Genomic DNA, 24,595 nt, shown 5'->3' on the forward strand with positions numbered 1-24,595 from the left:
CATTAAACCTCACACCTACACACCGTCCAATTCAACCAGCTAACTCCATAAGTAAGATGATATGTATAGAACCAACCATCTCTTCTACAAGATTATTTTGGGCTGCATGCCTATAAGAACTTACATACTCATTCATCAAATTTTCATCAAAATCAAAAATTCCGTTTTTATTTAATTTACTGCTGTACACGTTGAATATTTCAGGATTCGTATAGATACCTGCTCTTATCAGAGACCCATATCCATCACAATACATATCGCAGCCTACTATTGAATTTCCTTTATTCTGGCCTAGTTCATTTTTAATTGAAGAAAAACTTCCACAATAAATTTTAACCAATTCATTTCTTACTATTTCTTTATTACTATAAGCCAACAGCTTCTCAGCTTCTTCAAGGCTGCTACATAGCCTTATACCCCCTATTGCTCTACCACTGCTAAATATTTCATTTCTAAGCTCGAGTAAATTTGGGGGTAATTTCTTACTGTAATAATCCTCATCTATGTCGAACCACTGCATTCGATCAACACCACCATAATATAAGCACCCAACTTTTGGAGCATATGGCAAAAAAGCTCCACGCCCAAGTTCATCAAAATTGAATTCTGGTTTGCGTAAAACAAGATAACCCGAAAAAATCATATTTAAGTATTGTCCTACTTAGTCGGTATGTGGTTGATGCCTGATCCGGGCACATGAATGTGCTCACCTCCTGCCCAGTGGTCTTTTCCTCTGTCGTCCCTTGCTCCCTCAATTCCTAGTTCATCTGCCCAGTCCAGAATTGTATCAGCATCAGAACCAGAAAGAGGTAAACGTCCACCGTATGTCAGATCATTAATTAGGTCATTAAGTGCTTGTTGATCAGGTGAATGCCTCTTATCAGTAGGTGCTGGACACTGGTTTCCACTTCCTGGAGCCTCTTCAGATGCCCCATCATCAGCTTCTTCCGAACAATAACCAATTAATAAGCATGAAAAGACACGTCCTGCAGGGCGCCCAAGGGCTCCTTGTAATCCACGTGATATTGCCGCTCCAGCAGCACGACCGCCTATTACCCTAACGCCTACACCAGCTAAAACATTCGCCCATAAACCTTCAGGATCAACTCGATTTATTGGGTTACCGACCACATATTCATAAATGTTGATTCCGCCCGACTCTGCTATTGGATCTCGCGTAAGCCATTTACTATTGGCAGGAATATAATATCGATAACCAAAATAAGATAATCCTGTACTTTCATCCCACCGCTTGGTGGAGAACCGGAATGGCTGGTCCAAGGTTCCAGTTTGGTTATTGATACTGCCATATTCGGTATAGGTGTATTCGGCTACCTTTTGCTGCAAGGAGTCCGTAACGCTGGTGACATTACCTCTACCATCATAATGATAATAGTAGTCCTGTCCTCCGGCACTCATACTTAACAGACCGCCGATACCGCCGCCTATGCTCTGACCCCAGAGGTAATCTCGCAATGGAGCATTACTTCCGTCTCGATCCTGAATAGGAAGAAAGCCTGCGCGTACAATTTTTTGTTCGTCAGTCAGTTGGCCATCTTGGTAAGACTGGATTTGAGCCAGCAGGCTATTCCAATAGTAGGTGTAGGCCTTTCTATGGAGAATTCCTGTGCTGTCTGTATAGGTTAGTTCCTTGAGCCGGTTTTCTGCATCGTAGCTAGCGGTAAAGACATGGCCTTCCGGCGTATAGCCCTGGGTCATATTACCGTCAGCATCGTAAAGGAAAGTCTCCTCTCCTTTTTCTGTGGTCTGGTTTAATTCATTGTTGGCAAACTGGACCTGCTCTTCAACGCCAACATACGGCAGGGTATCTGTGCGGGATTCCGTTGCAATCAGATCCCGATCATTGTAAGTGAACTGATAATCAGTCAGCAGCTGCTCATCAATGGTCTTATTGGTGAGCTGCTGCAAGCGGTTCATGCCATCATAAGCATACTTGCTCAGAGTCTGGTTAGGTAAGGTTAGCGAATCAATGAGTCCACTGTTACCAACATACTGATAAGTATAAGTCTGCGAACCCACCTTGATATCTTTAAGGCGATTGAGGGTATCGTAGATATACTCCCTTTGCGGACCATTCTCGACGACAAGAGTTTTAATTCGACTATGATCATCATAGGTATAGGCAATAGTGTCGGATTCCCAGGGACCATCTATCGTAGCAATAGTGGAATTGGTGTTATAGGAAAAAGTTGTGGTTCCTACACCATCCTGAATGCTAGCAAGCCTGTCGTGATCATCGTAAGTGTAAGTGATACTTGGGGTGTCATCACTATAGCTGGTGGTGAGCTGATTACCGTTATCATCATAGGTGTAACTGATTTCAATGCCACGGGCATTCGTAATTTTCGACAGTAAACCTCGGTTATTGTATTGATAGCTTACCCCCTGATCATCAGCATAAGTTTTTGCCTTCAGGCGATCATTTTTGTCGTAGCTAAAGCGAGTACGGTTTTGATTGGCATCGATAAATTCAACCAAATTGCTGTTGGCATCGTAGACATAGCGATTCTTCCAGCTTGAGCTATTGGACTCCTCCACCAACCGCTTCATCTTGTCATAGCTATAAGTAGTCGTACGACCGCCGCGTCGCGAACTGTCCTGCATTAAGCGCGGGCAGCTGGCATAGTTGTAAGACTCGGTGCCGCCGTCTGGATAGCTGACTTCTGTAAGGCTATTTAGGTCGTTGTAGCTGTATTCAAGAGTGAAATTCGTAGCGTCGGTACTGGTCTTTAAGCGTCCCTTCGCGTCATAAGTGTAAGATGCCAACAACTGATTACTAAGGTGTATCTGTTCTAGATGCTGGTTAGTGTTGTAACTGTAGCGAGTCACTTGCTGCAAAGCATCGGTGACTGTTTCTAATTGACCAAAAGCATTGTAGGTGACAGTAGTGGATTTAGTATCGATATCTTTAAAACTGGTAGGTCGACGCTTCTCATCGTAACCAATCTCCACACTTCCCAGCGCAGTGGTTATAGATGTTAAATCGACTCCGTTACTTTCTTCATAAGTGAAAGTAGTTACTTGACCATCAGGCAAAGTGATCTGTGTAACCTTACCTTTATCGTTATAAGAATAACGGGTCGTTTTACCGGCTGCGTCGCTTATCGCTGTTACTAGACCAGTACTGTTATCGTAGGTATAAGAAAGATAGTCACCTTCTGGATTAGTAACCTTCTTGATACGACCGACATTATTGAAGACCTTAGTAAACTCATACTTGGTCTGTGGGGCTGTTTTGAAGTTGTTGGTAGTCTGGTCAACATATTCAACATAGTGCTCAGGGCTTACGTACCAAGAGTACCCAGAATAACCGTTATAAAAATACTCCTCTTTGCCTCCTTCCGGATTGGTAATGGTAATCCGGTAATTTTCCCACATCGGATCACCGGGAGCAGGATATACAATAGTGCCATTAGACTGGCTGACAGCCGGCTCAAAGTAAAAACTCCACTCACCAAGCGGGTTCTTTACACTGGAGACATAAATATCGGCATCATAACCAATCTCGGTCCAGTAGCCGCCCATATCGGTCAGTTTGACAAGGTTACGGTCTGTGTCGTACTCAAAGGTGGCAGTACGCTGAAATGGGTCGGTAATGGTTTTAACCAGGCCTTCGGCGTTATAAGTCAGGTTAGTCACCTGATTGGTAGCATCGGTAATGCTAGTCAGGTGAATATTTGCATCGTAACCAAAAGTAAGGCTGAAGCCATTCTTATCAGTCTGGCGAACCAAGAATGGCTGCATGGAGTCAGTGTTGTCAGGAATTGCATATTCAAATTCACTACCATCTAAAAACTGCAATAGGAAGTGGTTTTCCTTTAGCTTGATAAGCTTGTTGTAAACACCATAGGGACTGGCGTAGACACCGTCCGAGTCCGGGATATAGACATCGCGGCGACCATCAGGCATGAACACAGTGACGGTTTCACCGGGATCTACCAGCAGATAGCTACTGTAATTGAAGGCCCATTTATTACCAAAGGGCTCATGCTGAGCGATAGAAGACTGGGAATTGTAACTCAGCTTAATACGTACTTTGGGTCCGTAAGCAGGTGTATACCATATCGGTGTATCCACCATGTAGAAGTTCATATTGACGGGGTTAACTCGCCATATTGGAGCACCTTCGGAACACTCATCATCATCCTCAGGTGAGCTATCGTCGCCATCTGGATCGCCCAGATCGTCTTCAGGGCGCTGTACGCCACAGCAACCACCGTAGATCTGGTCTCTTTCTTCTTTGGCTAGCACTCTGCCCGGCAGGCCATCAGCTTCAGAAAATACCAGAGCATTACCACTCCATTCCCTTTGAAATTCTTTCAAGGTTTGTTTGAAACGGCGGGGTATTTGAGGGTCGCGAAGAGTCACGACTCCCTTACGAATTTTTTCAACAATCCAGTAGTGCCCAATACCACCTTTACCATTTGAATTAATCTGAACAATGGCAGGCAAAGGAACAGACTTGAGCTGCTCCATATTCAGCTCCATGGCAGTAACCGCAATACCATATTGGTTAGCCATTGTTTTTAGCTCGGCTAGGCTCTGTCCCTTCTCACCGGGCTGAATGGCAAGTACTTCTTTAGCTTCTTTTACTCGTCCCTGTTTCTTGAGCAGGTGCGCCAGAGCACGCGAGCCGCAGTCCAGAAGCGACACGTCATTTGCATTCTGTCGCCCGATACGTTGTATCCAGTTGGAGGCATATGTCCTCAAACGCCAGTCTTTAGCGTTAGCTTTCAGATCGGAAAGGTACTTAATGGCCTCCCCACGATTATTTTCCAGAACCTTCAATACAGCGAGGCGACTTTTAGCCTTGTCGGCCAACATCTGACTACCCGCGTAGTCGCTTTTGCTGTACTGCTGAATAATTTCGTTAAAAGTTTGTTCTGCTTCTGTATAGCGGCCGTTGTACCTTGCCTCGCATGCCATATGCAATTTAGCTTCGCCGGCCCAAGGGCTATCCGGATAGTCTTCCGCATAAGTCTTGAATTGCTGATATGCACGTTTGTACTCATGGTGATTCCAGTTCTGAATAGCTTCACCAAACTTCAGACGCATATCCTGACGCTTGGCTTTAAGCACTTTGTCGTCCGAACTTTCGTGCTCTTCAGTGGGGTACAAGTGTCCGCCGAGCTGGCCCGCAGCAATCAAATCCTCACGAGATAAATCACGTTTCAGATCCATGGGCTGGATCGACATTCTAGTACCGAGCAACTTCTCAGGCTCTTTTTGCTCTGCAAATATTGATACTGAGCTGGCTGCCAATGAGAACGCGATAACGGCGCGACTAATATATGCAAGCGCCTTAGACTTCTGGTGCATAACTACCCCAAAGTTATTCTTTTATTCTGAACTCCGCTTACCAAATAGGTAAGCGGAAGTAAAAAATGCTGAGATTAAAGATTAATTTAATGGATCGGTGCCATTGAGATATTCATTCAGGTCACTAACCGTATCGCCATCAGTATCCAATGACATATCGTGATCTAACCCATCGAAATAGATGTATTCCCAGGAATCTTTGATACCGTCTGCATCTTCATCAATCGGGCCAGGGATATAGATATCATCGATCCAAGCGGCATCAGAACCGGTGTTCACTGATCCATCTTTTTTGTAAACCCATTTAAAATTGTGTATGCCAGCTGTTATCGGATAAGCAACCTTCTCGTACGGTACATTTCCAGACCAGCTTCCTTTCAGCTCTCCATCGATATAAAAGTTCAATTTATCAGCAGTTTCAGAGCTTACTGATAAATAGAAAAGCATTTCTCCTGATGGAGTATTAACAATAACTTCGGTGCTACTACTTTGACCATGAGAAATATCACCTGATCGAATTGCATAGGAGCCCGCATAGGGGACTTCAGTGTCAATTCTCCAACCCTGATTATCACTGTTCTTCCAGTACCAAGGAGTAAACTCTCCGGTTTCAAAGCCAAAGCCAACCGGTTGATCCATATTATCCTGAGGGTTCGTACCGGAAACATATTCGACATAATTGGTAAACCCATCTTCATCCGCGTCCTGGGAGCTGTTATTCATCCGCGGATCCAGATTGTTATTCACCTCCCAAAGGTCAGGCATACCGTCAGCATCAGTATCACTGGTACTAGGGTCTATTTCTAAAAGACCTTCATCTTCATCGGTTAAACCATCACCATCACTATCTATTGACAAATCGTGACCTAACCCACCGAAATAGATGTACTCCCAGGAATCTTTAATACCATCTGCATCTTCATCAATCGGGCCAGGGATATAGATATCATCTATCCAAGCGGCATCAGAACCGGTGTCCACTGATCCATCTTTTTTGTAAACCCATTTAAAATTGTGTATGCCAGCTGTTATCGGATAAGCAACCTTCTCGTACGGTACATTTCCAGACCAGCTTCCTTTCAGCTCTCCATCGATATAAAAGTTCAATTTATCAGCAGTTTCAGAGCTTACTGATAAATAGAAAAGCATTTCTCCTGATGGAGTATTAACAATAACTTCGGTGCTACTACTTTGACCATGAGAAATATCACCTGATCGAATTGCATAGGAGCCTGCATAGGGGGCTTCAGTGTCAATTGTCCAACCCTGATTATCACTGTTCTTCCAGTACCAAGGAGTAAACTCTCCGGTTTCAAAGCCAAAGCCAACCGGTTGATCCATATTATCCTGAGGGTTCGTACCGGAAACATATTCGACATAATTGGTAAACCCATCTTCATCCGCGTCCTGGGAGCTGTTATTCATCCGCGGATCCAGATTGTTATTCACCTCCCAAAGGTCAGGCATACCGTCAGCATCAGTATCACTGGTACTAGGGTCTATTTCTAAAAGACCTTCATCTTCATCGGTTAAACCATCACCATCACTATCTAGTGACAAATCGTGACCTAACCCACCGAAATAGATGTACTCCCAGGAATCTTTAATACCATCTGCATCTTCATCAATCGGGCCAGGGATATAGATATCATCGATCCAAGCGGCATCAGAACCGGTGTCCACTGATCCATCTTTTTTGTAAACCCATTTAAAATTGTGTATGCCAGCTGTTATCGGATAAACAACCTTCTCGTACGGTACATTTCCAGACCAGCTTCCTTTCAGCTCTCCATCGATATAAAAGTTCAATTTATCAGCAGTTTCAGAGCTTACTGATAAATAGAAAAGCATTTCTCCTGATGGAGTATTAACAATAACTTCGGTGCTACTACTTTGACCATGAGAAATATCACCTGATCGAATTGCATAGGAGCCTGCATAGGGGGCTTCAGTGTCAATTGTCCAACCCTGATTATCACTGTTCTTCCAGTACCAAGGAGTAAACTCTCCGGTTTCAAAGCCAAAGCCAACTGGTTGATCCATATTATCCTGAGGATTCGTACCGGAAACATATTCGACATAATTGGTAAACCCATCTTCATCCGCGTCCTGGGAGCTATCGTCCACTCGCGCATCAAGATTGTTTTCCACCTCCCAGAGGTCAGGCATACCGTCAGCATCAGTATCACTGGTACTAGGGTCTATTTCTAAAAGACCTTCATCTTCATCGGTTAAACCATCACCATCACTATCTATAGACAAATCGTGACCTAACCCACCGAAATAGATGTACTCCCAGGAATCTTTAATACCATCTGCATCTTCATCAATCGGGCCAGGGATATAGATATCATCTATCCAAGCGGCATCAGAACCGGTGTCCACTGATCCATCTTTTTTGTAAACCCATTTAAAATTGTGTATGCCAGCTGTTATCGGATAAGCAACCTTCTCGTACGGTACATTTCCAGACCAGCTTCCTTTCAGCTCTCCATCAATATAAAAGTTCAATTTATCAGCGGTTTCAGAGCTTACTGATAAATAGAAGAACATTTCACCATCAGGGGTATTAACAGAAACTTCGGTGCTACTACTTTGGCTATGAGAAATATCACCTGATCGAATTGCATAGGAACCTGCATAGGGGGCTTCAGTGTCAATTGTCCAACTCTGATTGTCACTGGTCATCCAGTACCAAGGAGTAAACTCTCCGGTTTCAAAGCCAAAGCCAACTGGTTGATCCATACTATCCTGAGGATTTGTATCGAAAAGATACTCGATATAATTGGTAACCCCATCATCATCCGTATCCAGCAAAGTGTCGTTGACCAGCGGATCTAGGTTGTTAGCCACTTCCCAAAAGTCTGGCATGCCATCACTATCACTATCACTGGTACTGGGATCAATTTCCAAAAGACCTTCATCTTCATCGGTTAAACCATCACCATCACTATCTAGTGACATATCGTGATCTAGCCCGCCGAAATAGATGTATTCCCACGAGTCTTTGACACCGTCCGCATCTTCATCAATCGGGCCAGGGATATAGATATCATCTATCCAAACCGCATCAGAACCGGTGTCTCTAGACCCATCTTTTGTGTATTCCCACTTGAAGTTGTGTACTCCAGCTGTTACCGGAAAAATAACTCTCTCGTATGGAAACTCTCCGAACCAGGTTCCCTTCAGCTCATCATCTATATAGAAATTCAACCTGTCAGAATTCTCAGAACTCCCAGATAAATAGAAGAATATTTCACCATCAGGGGTATTAACAGAAACTTCCGTACTGCTGATTTGGTTATGGGTGATATCGCCAGATTTAATCGCATAAGTGCCAGCGTAAGGATTCTCTGTATCTACAGACCATCCCTGGCTACCGCTATGCGCCCAATACCAAGGCATAAATGCACCGGCCTCAAAGCCAAACTCAATCGGTAAATCCAGTTTGTCCTGAGGATTCGTACCAAAGAGGTATTCAGCATAATTACTAACACCGTCCTCATCTGCATCCAGCAAAGTGTCGTTGACCAGCGGATCTAGGTTGTTAGCCACTTCCCAAAAATCTGGCATGCCATCACTATCACTATCACTGGTACTGGGATCAATTTCCAAAAGACCTTCATCTTCATCGGTTAAACCATCACCATCACTATCTAGTGACATATCGTGATCTAGCCCGCCGAAATAGATGTATTCCCACGAGTCTTTGATACCGTCCGCATCTTCATCAATCGGGCCAGGGATATAGATATCATCTATCCAAACCGCATCAGAACCGGTGTCTCTAGACCCATCTTTTGTGTATTCCCACTTGAAGTTGTGTACTCCAGCTGTTACCGGAAAAATAACTCTCTCGTATGGAAACTCTCCGAACCAGGTTCCCTTCAGCTCATCATCTATATAGAAATTCAACCTGTCAGAATTCTCAGAACTCCCAGATAAATAGAAGAATATTTCACCATCAGGGGTATTAACAGAAACTTCCGTACTGCTGATTTGGTTATGGGTGATATCGCCAGATTTAATCGCATAAGTGCCAGCGTAAGGATTCTCTGTATCTACAGACCATCCCTGGCTACCGCTATGCGCCCAATACCAAGGCATAAATTCACCGGCCTCAAAGCCAAACTCAATCGGTAAATCCAGTTTGTCCTGAGGATTCGTACCAAAGAGGTATTCAGCATAATTACTAACACCGTCCTCATCTGCATCCAGCAAAGTGTCGTTGACCAGCGGATCTAGGTTGTTAGCCACTTCCCAAAAATCTGGCATGCCATCACTATCACTATCTCTGGTACTGGGATCAATTTCCAAAAGACCTTCATCTTCATCGGTTAAACCATCACCATCACTATCTAGTGACATATCGTGATCTAGCCCGCCGAAATAGATGTATTCCCACGAGTCTTTGATACCGTCCGCATCTTCATCAATCGGGCCAGGGATATAGATATCATCTATCCAAACCGCATCAGAACCGGTGTCTCTAGACCCATCTTTTGTGTATTCCCACTTGAAGTTGTGTACTCCCGATGTTACCGGAAAAATAACTCTCTCGTATGGAAACTCTCCGAACCAGGTTCCCTTCAGCTCATCATCTATATAGAAATTCAACCTGTCAGAATTCTCAGAACTCCCCGATAAATAGAAGAACATTTCACCATCAGGAGTATTAACAGAAACTTCCGTGCTACTACTTTGATTGTGGGTGATGCTGCCTGATCGAATCGCATAAGTGCCGGTATTCGGGTTTTCTGTATCAATCAGCCAGCTTGCAGAGCCATCATGCTTCCAATACCAGGGATCAAATCTACCATCTTCAAAATCAGCCAAGTTAAAGTCTTCAGACGGAATGCTATCCAACAAGCTTGGGTCCGATCCGGCCATGTATTCCTTAATATTGGACCAACCATCTCCATCCATATCGGAAAAAGCATCATTCAATAAAGGGTCCAATTGGTTAGCTACTTCCCATCCATCTGGCATCCCATCGCCATCGGTATCTGCACTACAGGGATTTGTTTCCCCTACATCGACAACTCCATTTTTATTGAGATCTTCCTCACCATCGAGCAGTAAATCTCCATCGGAATCTTTTTTATTTTTGTCTGTGCACCGCAGGTCTTCGATATCATCTGGAGTGCCATCTAAATCAGTATCAAGCGGATTAAATGACCATATGGAGCTGGATTTTTCAGCACCATGGTCATCAATAGCAACAACTTTCCAATAATAGGTTTTCCACGGATCAAGACCTGATAATTTCTTGTTGGTACTGGTGAAACCTTGCTCAAATAAAGCTGGTTCTGGTGATTCACTGAGATAAATGTCGTATGTAACCGTATCATCCGGATCAGCGTCAGCCACTTTACTCCAACTAAGAGTTATATCTTTGTAGCTTGTGTATAGATTATTGATAGGATTAACTTGACTGGGCGCAGCTTCTGGGGCGGTATTTGCTGTATTAAAGCTCCATATTGGGCTTTCTATTACAGCATTATGGTTGTCTCTAGCAACCACTTTCCAGTAGTAGGCCCTCTCTGAATATAAACCGGATATAGTAATACTATCGGCCTTGAGTCCAGATTTATAAAGCTCGGGGCTTGGAGTTAGTCCAAGGTAGATATCATAAAAGACAAAATCATTACTATTCGCATCAGAGCTACTCCATGACAGGGTAGTTGCTCCTGGGCTAACTCCATTGGCTCCTGACTGAGGAATCTCATCAGTAGGTACGGAAGGCGGCGTATTTTGGTCCTCTGCGGAGGAAGTAAGAGATAGAATATTTCCTAAGGCATCGTAACTATAATCAGTATCTACCTCTCCCTGGTAGCTTGCCTGAATCAATCGATCTGAATCATCGTATTGGTAGGTAAGGTTTTCAGCGCTTGCAATCCAAGGAATACAAAATATAGTGCTAAATAGAATCCGTTGTGCTCGCAGCACCCCCTTAGAAAAGTTACCTTCCATTCTCTTCTTACCCAATATTTTTTTATTAATTCATTATGTTAAGCAATACATTGCTACGTAATGCCAATGTCGCTTATATAATGAGTATTCTTGGCCCGATAATTATGCATCGTGATTTTAACGACATTCTTACATGCATTAAATTTTTTTTTCAAATAAATCAACCGTATTGGAGCTTCAGTACCAACAACCTATTGAAAAGTGACCATTCATACTTCCTAAATAGCCAACGTAAGTGACAGACACTTATTGGCAAAGGCCTAAACAGATAGCAGGTAAAAGAACAGACTTGAGCTACTCCAAATTCAGCTCCAAGGCAGTAAGCGCAATACCATATTGGTTAGTCACTGCTTTTAACTCAGCTAGGCTCTGCCCCTTCTCACCGGGCTGAATGGCAAGAACTTCTTTAGCTTTTTTTACTCACCCTTGTTTCTTGATTAGCCGGCCTAAGGGCTATCCGGATAGTCTTCCGCAATGGGTTGGATCGACATTCAAGTATCGAGCAACTTCTCAGGTTCTTTTTGCTCAGCAATTATTGATACTGAGATGGCTGCCAATGAGAACGCGATAATGGCGCGACCAATACAAGCAAGCGCCTTAAACTTCTGGTGAGTAACTAACCCAAAGTTACTCTTTTATTCTGATCTCCGCTTACCAAATAGGTAAGCGGAGATAGAAAATGCTGAGATTAAAGATTAATTTAATGGATTGGTGCCATTGAGATACTCATCCAGGTCACTAACCGTATCGCCATCAGTATCCAGTGACATATCATGACCTAACTCCTCAAAATAGATATATTCCCAGGAGTCTTTGATATTATCACCATCCTCATCAATCGGTCCTGGAATAAAAATGTTATCAACCCAGGCAGTATCGGAACCTACATCTTTGCTTCCATCCTTTACATATTGCCATTTAAAGCTGTGCACGCCGGAGGACACCGGATAAGTAACCAGTTGATAGAGTAACGATCCCGACCAAGTTCCTTTTAACTCTCCATCTATATAAAACTCTAACTTGTCGTGAGTAGACTCTGAGCTGACAGAAAGATAAAAGTATATTGTTCCATCCGGGGTGCTTGCCGCAGTTTCTATGCTGCTAACCTCATTGGCTGAAATTGCTCCAGAACGTATTCCATAGGCTCCATCATAGGGATTTTCTGAATCTACTTCCCAATTTACTGGACCAGCATGTTTCCAATACCGTAATCCAAAGCCATTTGTTTCAAAACCATTGGGTTCAGTATTTGAATTGGCATCATTAGGATCAGTATCATGAAGGTACTCGAAGTAATTATTATTTCCGTCTTCATCAGTATCCAATAGGGCATCACTTTTATCTAACGGATTGAGATTCCTCTCTATCTCCCACAAATCAGGCAGACCATCATCATCACTATCACTACTACTGGGATTTAGTTCTAACAGACCTTCATCTTCATCACTGATACCATCATTATCTGAATCTTGTGACATATCATGGTCCAGCCCCCCGAAATAAATGTATTCCCAAGAATCTTTAATACCGTCTGCATCTTCATCAACAGGGCCAGGGATAAAGATGTCGTCAACCCAGGCAGTATCGGAACCTACATCTTTGCTTCCATCCTTTACATATTGCCATTTAAAGCTGTGCACGCCGGAGGACACCGGATAAGTAACCAGTTGATAGGGTATCGATCCCGACCAAGTTCCTTTTAACTCTCCATCTATATAAAACTCTAACTTGTCGTGAGTAGACTCTGAGCTGACAGAAAGATAAAAGTATATTGTTCCATCCGGGGTGCTTGCCGCAGTTTCTATGCTGCTAATCTCATTGGCTGAAATTGCTCCAGAACGTATTCCATAGGCTCCATCATAGGGATTTTCTGAATCTACTTCCCAATTTACTGGACCAGTATGTTTCCAATACCGTAATCCAAACCCATTTGTTTCAAAGCCATTGGGCTCAGTATTTGAATTGGCATCATTAGGATCAGTATCATGAAGGTACTCGAAGTAATTATTATTTCCGTCTTCATCAGTATCCAATAGAGCATCACTTTTATCTAACGGATTGAGATCCCTCTCTATCTCCCACAAATCAGGCAGACCATCATCATCACTATCACTACTACTGGGATTTAGCTCTAACAGACCTTCATCTTCATCACTGATACCATCATCATCTGTATCTTGTGACATATCATGACCTAACTCCTCAAAATAGATATACTCCCAGGAGTCTTTGATACTATCGCCATCCTCATCAATCGGTCCTGGAATAAAAATGTTATCAACCCAGGCAGTATCGGAACCTACATCTTTGCTTCCATCCTTTACATATTGCCATTTAAAGCTGTGCATGCCGGAGGACACCGGATAAGTAACCAGTTGATAGGGTATCGATCCCGACCAAGTTCCTTTTAACTCTCCATCTATATAAAACTCTAACTTGTCGTGAGTAGGCTCTGAGCTGACAGAAAGATAAAAGTATATTGTTCCATCCGGGGTGCTTGCCGCAGTTTCTATGCTGCTAACCTCATTGGCTGAAATTGCTCCAGAACGTATTCCATAGGCTCCATCATAGGGATTTTCTGAATCTACTTCCCAATTTACTGGACCAGCATGTTTCCAATACCGTAATCCAAACCCATTTGTTTCAAAACCATTGGGTTCAGTATTTGAATTGGCATCATTAGGATCAGTATCATGAAGGTACTCGAAGTAATTATTATTTCCGTCTTCATCAGTATCCAATAGGGCATCACTTTTATCTAACGGATTGAGATTCCTCTCTATCTCCCACAAATCGGGCAGACCATCATCATCACTATCACCACTACTGGGATTTAGCTCTAACAGACCTTCATCTTCATCACTGATACCATCATCATCTGAATCTTGTGACATATCATGGTCCAGCCCCCCGAAATAAATGTATTCCCAAGAATCTTTAATACCGTCTGCATCTTCATCAACAGGGCCAGGGATAAAGATGTCGTCAACCCAGGCAGTATCGGAACCTACATCTTTGCTTCCATCCTTTACATATTGCCATTTAAAGCTGTGCACGCCGGAGGACACCGGATAAGTAACCAGTTGATAGGGTATCGATCCCGACCAAGTTCCTTTTAACTCTCCATCTATATAAAACTCTAACTTGTCGTGAGTAGACTCTGAGCTGACAGAAAGATAAAAGTATATTGTTCCATCCGGGGTGCTTGCCGCAGTTTCTATGCTGCTAATCTCATTGGCTGAAATTGCTCCAGAACGTATTCCATAGGCTCCATCATAGGGATTTTCTGAATCTACTTCCCAATTTACTGGACCAGTATGTTTCCAATACCGTAATCCAAACCCATTTGTTTCAAAGCCATTGGGCTCAGTATTTGAATTGGCATCATTAGGATCAGTATCATGAAGGTACTCGAAGTAATTATTATTTCCGTCTTCATCAGTATCCAATAGAGCATCACTTTTATCTAACGGATTGAGATTCCTCTCTATCTCCCACAAATCAGGCAGACCATCATTATCACTATCACTACTGCTGGGGTTTAGCTCTAACAGCCATTCATCCTCATCACTGATACCATCATCATCTGAATCTTGTGACATATCATGGTCCAGCCCCCCGAAATAAATGTATTCCCAAGAATCTTTAATATCGTCTGCATCTTCATCAACAGGACCAGGGATAAAGATGTCGTCAATCCAGGCAGTATCGGAACCTGCATCACCGGATCCATCTTTTATATACTGCCATTTAAAGCGGTGCACACCGGTGGACACTGGAAAAGTAACTAGCTGATAAGGAACTGAGCCAGACCAGCTACCTTTTAACTCGTCATCTATATAAAACTCTAGCTTGTCGCAACAAGACTCCGAACTGACAGAAAGATAAAAAAACATATCCCCATCAGGGGTATATACAGCAGTTTCTATACTACTAACTTGGCTAGATGAAATATCTCCAGAACGTATTCCATAGTTTCCATCATAAGGATTTTCAGAATCTATGGCCCAACTTTCTGTACCACTATGCTCCCAGAACCAAACTTCAAAAAATCCTTCTTCAAAATCAACATGATGGGTATGATCACTTGTTACAAAGTTCCATATTGGACCCTCGGAGATTGTATTATGATTATCTCTAGCCACTAACCTCCAATAATAAGTTGCCTCTGAATGTAAATTAGCAACTTTAAAATTATTAGCTTTAATTCCTGATTTATAAAGCGGTGGATTTTCTTCCAACCCCAAATAGAGATCATAAAATAAAACATCACCCTCATTAGTATCATAACTATTCCAGGATAGAATAGTCTCTCGTGGGTTTAAATTTTTACTACCGTTTATAGGGTGCTCATCAGCAGGAACAGAAGGCTTGATATTTTGAGCCCTCGGATAAGAAGTCAAGGACAGTAGATTACCTAAAGCATCATAGCTATAGTCAATATCCATTCCGTCTTGATAACTGGCCTGAATCAATCGATCTGATTCATCGTATTGATAAGTAAGGTTTTCAGCGTTTGCAATCCAAGGAATACAAAATATAGTACTAAATAGAAACCTTTGTGCTCGCAGCAACCCCTTAAAAAACTTGCCTTTCATTCTATTGATATCCAATATTTTTCTATTAATTCATTATATTGAGAAATACATCACTACGTAATGTCAATGTCGCTTATATAAAGAGCACTCTTGGTCCGATAATTATGCATCGTGATTTTAACGACATTCTTACATGCTTTAAATTTTTTTAAAATAAAGCAGCTGTATTGGAGCTTTAGTACCAACAGCCTATTAGAAATGACTATTATTATTTTCTAAATAGTCAACGTATGTGACACACGCTCATTAACAAAGACCTAAACAGTTTGAAAGAACAGACTGGCGATACAAGCCGTATTGTTGAGAGCCATACGGCCGAGCTTTCCTGGTAGATTGAGCATATCAATCTCATATGCAACGATATGTCTCTTCTCCGCAACTAAACTATAGGTATCTATAAAACTCGTCCAGAGTGACTCTGATCTTTCTCGATGGAAACGAATACCAATTTGGATAAGACGGTGGTCACCTGGAGTAAAATAGTTATCTAGCGAGCTTAAAAGGCGTTCTTTTGACTTCGAGATATGAAGAAGTTCAGCTTATTTGAAGAGAGCACGTAACCCTTACTCCTGGGTCAGTTCATCTGTTTGATTGGCCCGACATAGAGATACTCCAGAAAGTCTCCCTAGATCAAAATGTGATCAACTAGCTTAGCTGTCTTTGCCAGTGTTTCTGGCTACTTAATCTTAAGCATGAGCAGTACCACCAAGGACTTGCCCCAGATGAGTCATAGAACTGGGATCTATGACTCACTTGTTGCTCGTTTTGTGAGTCATAGATCTTACAGCCCCTAACTACGACAACTTATGGGGGAACGAATACGCCAACTTATGGGTACACTCACATCTCATGTGACTCACTGGGTTTCTAGGCGTCTAGGAAAAGCACCCACTTACGCACTCCCAACGTTGAAGTAGCTAGCGATATATCACACCTTTTCTAAAACCCACTAAATTCAAACATCAAACTATTAATCCGCCATCACCACCAAAATCTCCAAGAAACATAGAAGGCCATAAAAACTTTTACAGCGGATGATATTCACCACTGATAGAGAGCGATTAGAAGCCTGAACTATTATGAAGAGATCCATATCAAAACTACCCCTAACAACTAGTCGAAGTGTTGTAATTTCAAATAGGGTGTTCAATCCTCTCAGTAAACCATTAAAAATAGTGTTCAGTTATTTGAAACAGCAGTATCTCTAAATAAATTTTGATCATTCATCCAAGGTATTTTTTCGGCGACATGACATGTCATACATGCAGAGCGGGCATTGGAAAATCCTTGCCAGGCTTTTTTTATATCCCTGCTCTCAAATGCACTAAGTACAGCTTCATATGTTGAGTTTATAAAAATTGCATCCGAATTTGACCTCCGGGCAGGACGTTTTAGATAACCATTTTCAATGACAGCTTTAATTTTTTTCCAATGATATATAGCTAGGTCAAAGTTCTCATTCTGAAGTGCCGAGTATATGGTTTTGTAACGATCCCCTACTTCCCACATGGAAACAGAAAAACCACCAAGATAGTTTTGCAGCAAAATAAAGCGATCTTTATCATTTTCTGCATTCAACAGCCAATCACGCTCATCGCCCGTATCGTAACTCTCAGAATACGCAAAATTTTCTACAGATAAATATACAACCAGAGCAATTAAAAATTTACTCCCATTCAAAGTCTTCATCATGAGCGATAACCAGTTAACCAGAGGTGTATGCCAGCTAAATACTTATAGCAGCTTGAAGCAGACAAGAGCGCCAAATACTCTTTAACTGATCAAATAGTTGTTGGTTTATGTAACTTTAGCCCTATGATCAAATTTATTATGAAAATTCAACACTTCAACAAGGTATAACAATTATTTATATAAAAAATTCCAAATTAAACTAATGTTTCTCCGCCATTATGATCTTATGAACTCTCTGAATTAGACCTATAAGATTGAATGAGATACCGGTAAACCCCCAGGGAATAAGTAAATGGCCGGTGACAAAATCGAGGAAATCACAATGAGCGAAATCATTTGGCCTCAGGGCTTTGTTCCAGGATTTACCGATAACTATTGCTCTAATGAGCTAATTGTCGCAGGATTATCTACTTTGGATATATGGCCATTACTCAACACCCCATCGCTATGGCCCCGCTACTATACAAACTCTGCCAATATCCAATTCCAGGATGGGTTGGGGCCTGAATTGAGAGAGGGAACCCGGTTTTCATTTGAAACTTTCGGCTTTCCGGTTGAAGCGCGCTGTGTAGAATACGTTGCCCCGGTCAAAGGGCAGCCCGCGCGAGTAGCTTGGCATGGATGGGCTGGTGAGGGAGGTGCTCGCCTAGATGTTCACCACGCCTGGTTGATAGAAGATCTATCCGGCGACCGAGTACGTATCCTCACCCAGGAAACACAGAATGGTTTACCTGCCATTGAATTAGCGAAAACGCGACCTAACCCTATGATTAATGGCCATCAAGATTGACTAGAGGGCCTGAGAACAGAGGCACTTAAGATTAAAGGAAGAAAATAATGAAAGCACTGACACTAAAAGCACCTGGCGGTCTTGAAAATATCTCCCTGAGTGAAATTGATGACCCCGGCAAACCGGGGCCTGGGCAGATCCGTGTTGCCATTGGCGCATCTTCGCTCAACTTCCATGATTTGCTGGTTGCCGACGGCAGTATATCTACCGAAGATGGCCGTATTTTAATGTCTGATGGTGCAGGAACAGTTGAGGCCGTTGGTGAGGGTGTCACCGAATTTAAGATCGGTGATTCCGTGGTTTCCTGCTTTTTCCCCCAATGGCAGGCAGGGCCGGCATGTCACAATGTTTGGGGCTTCGCCAATACACCCGGAGATGGCATTGATGGAATGGCAGCCCAGCATGTAGTACGTGATGCCACTGCATTTACCCTGGCACCCAAGGGCTGGAGTCATACTGAATCTGCCACTATTACCACAGCGGGCCTCACGGCCTGGAGGGCCTTGGTCAGCGATGGCAAGGTTAAACCAGGAGATATAATTTTAACCCTTGGTACTGGCGGCGTATCTATTGCCGTAATTCAAATTGCCAATATGTTGGGCGCCCAAGTAATTGTGACCTCATCCTCCGATGAGAAACTAGAACGCGCCAAGAAGCTGGGGGCAACTCACGGAATTAATTATAAGACCCATACACAGTGGTCAGAAAAAGTACTGGAGTTAACCCATGGCAAAGGGGCCGATCATATTATCGAGGTGGGTGGGCCCGCCACTTTGGAACAATCCATTCAGTCGGTTAGGGTGGGGGGGCACATTTCCCTCATTGGGGTGCTAACTGGCAGAGAGGGAGAAGTCCCAACAGCATTACTGATGGGAAAACAGGCACGCCTACAAGGGCTGGTTGTGGGGAATCGCCGTGAACAGCAGAATTATGTTGCGGCATTGGAAAGTAATACAGTACATCCAGTTATCGATAAGACATTTCCATTTGCCAATCTTGAGGAGGCTTTTGAGTACCAAACCAGCGGTTCACATTTCGGTAAGATTTGTGTGGAGTGGTAATCGTTTATTTTAAAGAGCTATTCTCTAGAAAACGATTAATACACTGCTATCAGTATTTATTATGAATAAACTCATGAATGCGCTCAATGAGTGTTGAAACCTAATAAGATTTCGAGTGCAGTGTATTATTTTTTCAGTACAATGAAAGTCAATATTTACTATGACTTTACCTGATTTTCACGATCCTTTTCTTGAATATGATTTAGTAACTGTAATAGTGCTCCGTCCCTACCCTACTTATAGTCACGCCAGCTTGTCGTCATCGGAAAATCAGGGTAGAGCGCATCGGTAGGAGATTGAATAAAGCGATAATAGCGCTTGGCAATACTTATCTCTCTCTTCGAGTTTTTAAGCTTAAAACGGTTAGTTTCAGAGGCTATATTAGGATCGGCGCCTGTCGGAGTACCCACCAAGTTGGCATTGAGAATTTGCTGATACTGGGCCGCATTACTCATCGCTGCTGATTGAGTACCTTCATCAATCATTACATATATACCATTGCGCCAATCGAATTGATCCAAATTTTGAATACAGGAGGAGAGAGCCAAGCCTACGTAAAAATCCCCGCCATGATTATCTCGAAAATCGATAACAAGATTCTGAACTCTACTACCACGTATGATATCAACAATATTCTCACACTGCTCTTGAAGATCACTGAAATCCGGATAACTATCAAAGTCCACGTAAACTGCGTCGTACTTTCCTAGTAAAGCCAGGCGGATACCAGACAGGTCGATATTAAAATAATTAATATCAGGAACCAAAACCGGATACTGTGTGCTCAACCACCAAATTTTTCCATAGGCACAGAGTGCACTTTCATTGAGATAGATCTACCATCTTTTAAAAACTGGTAAGTCACCTCATCTTGTCCATCAATAATGCCAGTGCCATAAAGAAACTTTGCCAATACTACGCATTAAACGCATTATTCCCACCTCTACTTCTGCTTCATTCATATCTGGCAGAGATTTAAGTAGATTATGAATTTACTCATAGAATTCATATTTATCAACATTAACAAGCGGATCTATATGATGTGTTTCAATTAATTTCTGTAATTACTGTATATCTTCCTTCCACAAACTAACCTTCTCCGTTTCAAGTGTGTTGGCTTTATATGAAAAAAATAACAAGTAGATAATTAAAAATAATCTTTGTTTTATGCTTGATTCCGGCTGAAATATGAGGGAGAGACCCCAAACTGAAGGTAAAAGGCCCGGCGAAAACTATCGTAACTGGAAAAGCCCACTCTTAGAGCTACTAGCTCCAAGCTCAAGGACTCGCAAGTAATCAGGTCCCGCGCCCGGTTGAGACGAATTTGATTTAAATACTGGCTAGGCGTGCTGTGTAAATGACGTTTGAACAAGCGTGTTAACTGGCGCTCACTGATAGATATTCTCTCGGCCATATCGGAGACACTGATAGGTTTTTGATAATCTTGAGCTAACCACTCCAGCAATGGGTTGAGACGCATGCTATCGCCAGATTGTACCTGTAATAAGTCTGAGTACTGTGCCTGACCACCACGGCGCTGTAGATAGACCACCAGTTCTTTGGCAACACTCGCAGCAATAGTATTGCCGTGGTCTCTGCGGATGATCTCTAAGGCTAGGTCGACGCCAGATAAAACACCGGCGGAAGACCAGATTCCTTCACTTTCAATAAACAGCGGGTCTTCTTCCACTTGATAATTAACTGCCTGTTGTGCCAATTCTCGGCAATGTCGCCAATGTGTAGTAACTCTATGACTCTGTTCAGGAAAAATCTTTGCCAGAATAAAAGCACCGGTACAGATACTCATTACCCTACGGGCATTTTCAGCTATCAGTCTCAAGGCATTGAGTTGCTTCAAGCTCAGTTCCAATTGCCGCATTCCAACACCGCCACAAATGACCAAGTAATCGACTTGTGGTAATTCAAAGATATCGCAGTCTACAGAAAGGGATTGTCCATACGCTGTTTCAACAACCCCTGAAGACAAACCTAATAAGTAGCAAGAATAGGCCTCACTGATAAAACTGTTAGTCTCCATAAATGCATCCAAGGGGCCAAATAAGTCCAGGGCCTGAAAGCCATCGGCAATGAAAAAACCAATCTTTCTGCTCATAGTAATTCCTCCTTGTACCTATTCTACTCCTCTAGAAATGTCACAAAAGACGCAATTACGACAAAAACAGACATACCGATTGCAACGCAAAATACGCTGTGGATAACAGCTCGATTTCTATGTCCCCTTATGTACTCGTGTCGCAAGCCACAGATATTCGCTATTCAGAAGTACTCATTCCTTCAAATTTCTCCTTTTATAATTTCAACTGAGAACCGTCGAAGCGGTTAATCAAATGGAGATATTGCAGAGCAAAGAAATCAGTATGGGGATAGGTGAGAATTCATGAGGAAAAATAGGTTTAGCAGAGTGACCGGTATAGACCTGTCACTCTGCTGTGAGAGAGTATAGATGGACAAAACTCTGGTATAGATCACTACAGCTCTGTATCCGACTTAGTTATACTTCCCGAGTGACAGCTTAGTGCCTCAATTACCCCGACTTCGGCCAAAGATCAAGATTTATGCTCTTTTCATCTACCTTACTAGCCATGGTTATGTCCACCACCACACCAAATAATTGTACAGATGGCATTGCCCTGGCAAGGGGGGTAGCCGCCATTGCAAACGAATACCCTTGGTTAAGCGCAAACAAGAAAGACTACGTATTACGTAACTATCATCGTATGTACATCATTGTGCCCAAAAAGCCCGATACCAATATCAAGGGCGGTGGTATGCCAACGGCTACAGTAGGCAAGGAGAACTGTGAGGTAATTAATGTTCACTTAGCTCGTTAATTTATTGTCGAACACTAATAAGTGTGTATTTTTAACCCTGCTTTTTATAAACCAGCATATTGTTAGTTTCATCGCATTCCTCCACTATATTTTTATAGTCTGCGGTCACTTCCAGTACCGCATCAGGATCAAATACCCAATAATTTAAGGTAAAGATGAGGGTTATCGTCGCACTAACGGCTAAGGCTGGGATTGCTTGAACATCATTGGCCAAAGTATCGGGATCGATGAGGCGAGCAAAACTTGCGGCAGCTGCCATTTGCCCGACATTGGTGATATCTACAGCAATCAGAGATTGCCCTGAACCAGAGTCCCAGATTGGATCATGAATTTTGCTCACGATCAGGTCTGGTTTATCACATACACATAAGCACATGTAGTGATCATCTTCAATTACTCCAAAGGGTGTACCCGCATAACAATTAGCTTTGTCGTCAAATTGATTACCATATAACCAATGGGCCAGTGGATCATCATATGGCTTTTCAATAATCTCTGGATTGCGAGTGATTTTACAAACATTGGTTCGTTCAAACTCCTCTGTCATTTCCTTTGTCAATTCAGATTCTGGTGTAGCACCGACCCAAATTGCACAAGTTCTACGACAGGTCAATGGACCCTGACCTTGATAGAAGTTAGGGTACCAACCAGCATTATAGTTCTGCATACTTATATCCTGAATCGGATCTGCATAACTGATTATCGTAAAAATCAAAGTCAGTAAACTAGCTAAAAAACTGATTATCGGTCTCAACATGTTACCCTCCAAAAAGTATTCTTTTACTAACTATTTTACCCTTCAGCCATATGTCAAATAAAAACTACATTCTATTGGCTGGAGAGATTGTAAAGCGACCTTATGGAATATCTATATATAGCTGGAAAATATTGGCGGGATTTAATCTTAAACAGTTGCAGCTCTCTTATTTATCATCATTTTTTTAACTTTAAATTCAGTTTTATAATTAAGACACTTCAGCGCTAGAGAAAATGTAAATATAACCAAGATGCAAAGCATATATCCTCATCCACCCACATTAACTTATCCTCTTATAATCAAGGGTATTAAACGTGTATTTTTAATACCCTAGCGCCCTAATTACTACTGAGTGAGAACACCCGAAAATAAACAGAAAATACTAAAATTCCGCGACGCTATATAAAACTGCCAATGTAGCTCCAATTGAAAGCATTAGCGGATACACAACAGCTAGGAAAGAATACTTAATCAAAGTCATAATCCACCCTTGCCTATATAAACGCTTCTGCATGATTAAAAGATATACCGGCATCCAAAAGACAAGGATAGATATCAAACTCCACGTGATCTGCTCAACCCATGGATAACCGCCAAACCAACCCTGAACATTAAGTAGAAGAGTCGTCAATAATAGTGCCAAACTAATAAATGCATGGCTATGTAATGCAACAATTAAGTGTTCCATATATAACCTTCGCTTGAACAGATAAAGCACCCATAACATGAGTGCAAAAATAGGCAGCATAATAAATAGTGTGGAAGGTAAAGAACCAAGAAAAATCTTCTTGAAACGATTGGGATCAGCTTCAACTAGATCACTATTTTTTTCGATCTTTAGCAAGAATTCAGCCACGCTATCCACCAGGGATTGTGGTACACCTGAAAATCTTGGGCGTTCCGCTTTGTTATCCCAGCAAGCTCCACCAACCTTTACATTGCAATGTTCATCCCCTTCACTATCAAAAATATCAACTACCAATTTGGGCTCAGCCCTCTGAAATTCATCGATTATTTCACCAACTTTTTTTGGAGCCTCATTCGGCAAAAGCTCAGTCTCGACATCCTGATTTGATGTGTCTGATATAGTATTCCTCCCTTCATCAAGGGGCTGCTTTATATCAGATACTTCCTCAACCACAGTCTCATCATTCTCAGATGAATAATTCTTCCAATCAGTACTAAGCTGAATTGTAAAAAAAGTTGTTATACATAAGAAAATAAACAAACGTACTGGGCTTACATAACGTACCCGCCGTCCAGAAAAATACTCGACTGTTAGAAAACCAGGACGAAACAGCAAAGGCGCCAGAGTGCGTACTATACGCGAATCAAGCGCTAGTAATGTGTCAAAAAAATCCCCGATTATGTTAGAAAATTGGCGCACCATTCCTTTTACAGGCTGACCACAAGAATAACAGTGTGGCCCCAAAAGTTCGGTCTTACAATTTGCACATTCAGCAACACTTCCTTTTATATGTTCCACTGTTTCTGAACAACTCATTACCTCTATCCTTTTTTCTACTTCTAAG

General features: G+C 42.3%; 12 protein-coding genes. 3 read left to right on the forward strand and 9 right to left on the reverse strand.

All coding sequences use genetic code 11. From position 1 onward, the window contains the following. Positions 1 to 31 precede the first annotated feature (31 nt). The 5 genes from ACJJH9_RS18060 to ACJJH9_RS18080 form a co-directional block, all read right to left on the reverse strand. On the reverse strand, positions 32 to 643 hold the full coding sequence (locus ACJJH9_RS18060; RefSeq protein WP_444923580.1) for a hypothetical protein: 612 nt from the start codon (positions 641 to 643) through the stop codon (positions 32 to 34). 14 nt (positions 644 to 657) lie between these two features. Continuing rightward, complete coding sequence (locus ACJJH9_RS18065; RefSeq protein WP_444923581.1) at positions 658 to 5,340, reverse strand: RHS repeat-associated core domain-containing protein; 4,683 nt, start codon at positions 5,338 to 5,340, stop codon at positions 658 to 660. 81 nt (positions 5,341 to 5,421) lie between these two features. After that, complete coding sequence (locus ACJJH9_RS18070) at positions 5,422 to 11,313, reverse strand: hypothetical protein (protein WP_444923582.1); 5,892 nt, start codon at positions 11,311 to 11,313, stop codon at positions 5,422 to 5,424. Between the two features lie 695 nt (positions 11,314 to 12,008). Then, entirely contained in the window at positions 12,009 to 15,926 is a 3,918-nt protein-coding gene (locus tag ACJJH9_RS18075; RefSeq protein WP_444923583.1) for an RHS repeat domain-containing protein, read from the reverse strand. A 1,164-nt stretch (positions 15,927 to 17,090) separates the two neighbouring features. Beyond that, on the reverse strand, positions 17,091 to 17,603 hold the full coding sequence (locus tag ACJJH9_RS18080) for a hypothetical protein (RefSeq protein WP_444923584.1): 513 nt from the start codon (positions 17,601 to 17,603) through the stop codon (positions 17,091 to 17,093). Between the two features lie 322 nt (positions 17,604 to 17,925). Between ACJJH9_RS18080 and ACJJH9_RS18085 the strand changes: the two genes are divergently transcribed. After that, complete coding sequence (locus ACJJH9_RS18085) at positions 17,926 to 18,393, forward strand: SRPBCC family protein (RefSeq protein ID WP_444923585.1); 468 nt, start codon at positions 17,926 to 17,928, stop codon at positions 18,391 to 18,393. A gap of 47 nt (positions 18,394 to 18,440) precedes the next feature. After that, on the forward strand, positions 18,441 to 19,454 hold the full coding sequence (locus tag ACJJH9_RS18090; RefSeq protein ID WP_444891467.1) for a zinc-dependent alcohol dehydrogenase family protein: 1,014 nt from the start codon (positions 18,441 to 18,443) through the stop codon (positions 19,452 to 19,454). A gap of 233 nt (positions 19,455 to 19,687) precedes the next feature. Here the strand turns inward: ACJJH9_RS18090 and ACJJH9_RS18095 are convergent, their stop codons facing one another. After that, positions 19,688 to 20,242, reverse strand: coding sequence for a hypothetical protein (locus ACJJH9_RS18095; protein ID WP_444923586.1), 555 nt, complete (start codon positions 20,240 to 20,242; stop codon positions 19,688 to 19,690). A gap of 377 nt (positions 20,243 to 20,619) precedes the next feature. Continuing rightward, the gene (locus ACJJH9_RS18100) at positions 20,620 to 21,567 is read right to left on the reverse strand and encodes a GlxA family transcriptional regulator (protein WP_444923587.1); all 948 of its coding nucleotides are present in this window, start codon (positions 21,565 to 21,567) and stop codon (positions 20,620 to 20,622) included. A gap of 463 nt (positions 21,568 to 22,030) precedes the next feature. Between ACJJH9_RS18100 and ACJJH9_RS18105 the strand changes: the two genes are divergently transcribed. Beyond that, positions 22,031 to 22,306, forward strand: a complete 276-nt coding sequence (locus tag ACJJH9_RS18105) for a hypothetical protein (protein ID WP_444923588.1) — start codon at positions 22,031 to 22,033, stop codon at positions 22,304 to 22,306. A gap of 31 nt (positions 22,307 to 22,337) precedes the next feature. Here the strand turns inward: ACJJH9_RS18105 and ACJJH9_RS18110 are convergent, their stop codons facing one another. Continuing rightward, positions 22,338 to 23,063 (reverse strand): CARDB domain-containing protein, encoded by a 726-nt coding sequence (locus ACJJH9_RS18110; protein WP_444923589.1) that lies wholly within the window; start codon positions 23,061 to 23,063, stop codon positions 22,338 to 22,340. A gap of 382 nt (positions 23,064 to 23,445) precedes the next feature. Further along, a complete protein-coding gene (locus tag ACJJH9_RS18115; protein ID WP_444923590.1) occupies positions 23,446 to 24,567 on the reverse strand; it encodes a DUF3667 domain-containing protein in 1,122 nt (373 codons plus the stop codon). Positions 24,568 to 24,595: the final 28 nt, after the last annotated feature.

This window comes from Microbulbifer mixtoriginis (SeqCode) (genome assembly GCF_052466715.1).